Source organism: Streptomyces sp. HD (assembly GCF_028369295.1).
Classification (GTDB): domain Bacteria; phylum Actinomycetota; class Actinomycetes; order Streptomycetales; family Streptomycetaceae; genus Streptomyces.
Map to the genome: position 1 here is coordinate 1 of NZ_JAQMYP010000136.1, position 1898 is coordinate 1898.

2 protein-coding genes are annotated in these 1898 nt (G+C 70.2%); both read right to left on the bottom strand.

Features of this window, described 5'->3' with window-relative positions; genetic code table 11:
• Positions 1-1308, bottom strand: a 1308-nt coding sequence (locus tag POF73_RS45630; RefSeq protein WP_272125444.1) for a sulfate adenylyltransferase subunit 1, incomplete at its 3' end; no start/stop codon positions are given.
• A 2-nt stretch (positions 1309-1310) separates the two neighbouring features.
• A partial coding sequence (gene cysD / locus POF73_RS45635; protein ID WP_272125445.1) for a sulfate adenylyltransferase subunit CysD occupies positions 1311-1898 on the bottom strand: 588 nt, incomplete at its 5' end.

Sequence of the window (1898 nt, forward strand, 5' to 3'; positions counted from 1 at the left end):
CTCGGAGTCGTCCTTGACGGGTTCGGGTGAGGCGAAGGACTCGCCGACCATGCCCGCGGTGAGCGTGGTGCCGTCGCTGGGGTCGATCAGGATGAACGAGCCGGTGCGGCGCGAGTCGGCGTAGGAGTCGACCGGCAGCGGCTCGGCGGTACGGATCTTGACCCGGCCGATGTCGTTGGCGACGAGCTGCCCCGGGTGCGGGTGCAGCGACAGGTCGTCCAGCGTGAGCCGGGACGGGATGTCCTTGACGATCGCCTTGACCGTGCGGGTGCCGTGCTTGAGCAGCACCCGGTGGCCCACGGTCAGCGGCGCGTCGGCGACGTGGCACACGGTCGCCTCGATGTCCTGCGTGGTCGGCGGCGCGTCCTTCGTCGGCACGATCAGGTCGCCGCGCGAGATGTCGATGTCGTCCTCCAGCAGGACGGTCACCGACTGCGTGGTCCACGCGATGTCGACCGGCTCGCCCAGCAGGTCGATCCCGGAGATCCTCGACGCACGGCCGGACGGCAGCACCGTCACCGGCTCGCCCACGCGGAACGACCCCGCGGCGATCTGACCGGCGTAGCCGCGGTAGTCGGGGTGCTCGGCGGTCTGCGGCCGGATCACGTACTGCACCGGCAGCCGGGCGTGGCAGTGGCTCAGGTCGTGGGTGACCGGCACCGTCTCCAGGTGCTCCAGGAAGGTCGGCCCGCCGTACCAGTCCATGTTCGCGGAGGGGTCCACCACGTTGTCGCCGGCCAGCGCCGAGATCGGGATGGCGGTGATCTCCGGGACGCCCAGCTCCAGCGCGTACGCCGTGAACTCCTCGGCGATCGCGGCGAACACGGACTCGGTGTAGTCGACCAGGTCCATCTTGTTCACGGCGAGCACGACGTGCGGCACCCGCAGCAGCGCGGCGATCGCGGCGTGCCGGCGGGTCTGCTCCACGACGCCGTTGCGGGCGTCGACCAGGATCACCGTCAGCTCGGCCGTCGACGCGCCGGTGACCATGTTCCGGGTGTACTGCACATGGCCCGGGGTGTCGGCCAGGATGAACCGGCGCCGGGGCGTGGCGAAGTAACGGTACGCCACATCGATGGTGATGCCCTGTTCCCGCTCGGCGCGCAGGCCGTCGGTGAGCAGCGCGAGGTCCGGGGCGTCCTGCCCGCGCGAGGCGGACGCGCGCTCCACGGCCTCCAGCTGGTCGACGAGGACCGACTTGGAGTCGTGCAGCAGCCGGCCGACGAGCGTGGACTTGCCGTCGTCGACGGAGCCCGCGGTGGCGAACCGCAGCAGGGTCGTCTCGGAGAGTTCCGTGGTCGTGCTCATGCTTAGAAGTACCCCTCGCGCTTACGGTCTTCCATCGCGGCCTCGGACATCTTGTCGTCGGCGCGGGTCGCGCCGCGCTCGGTCAGCCGGGACGCGGCGATCTCGGTGATGACCTGCTCCAGGGTCACGGCGTCCGAGTCGACGGCACCGGTGCAGGACATGTCACCGACGGTCCGGTAGCGCACGAGACGCCTCTCCACGCTCTCGCCGTCCTTCGGACCGCCCCACTCACCGGCCGTCAGCCACATACCGCTGCGCGCGAACACCTCACGCTCGTGCGCGAAGTAGATCTCCGGCAGCTCGATGCCCTCGCGGGCGATGTACTGCCACACGTCCAGCTCGGTCCAGTTGGACAGCGGGAACACACGCACGTGCTCACCGGGGGCGTGCCGGCCGTTGTACAGATTCCACAGCTCGGGCCGCTGACGGCGCGGATCCCACTGCGAGAACTCGTCCCGCAGCGAGAAGACCCGCTCCTTGGCCCGGGCCTTCTCCTCGTCCCGGCGTCCACCGCCGAAGACCGCGTCGAACCTCTCGCTCTGGATCTTCTCCGTCAGCGGCAGCGTCTGGAGCGGATTCCGCGTCCCGTC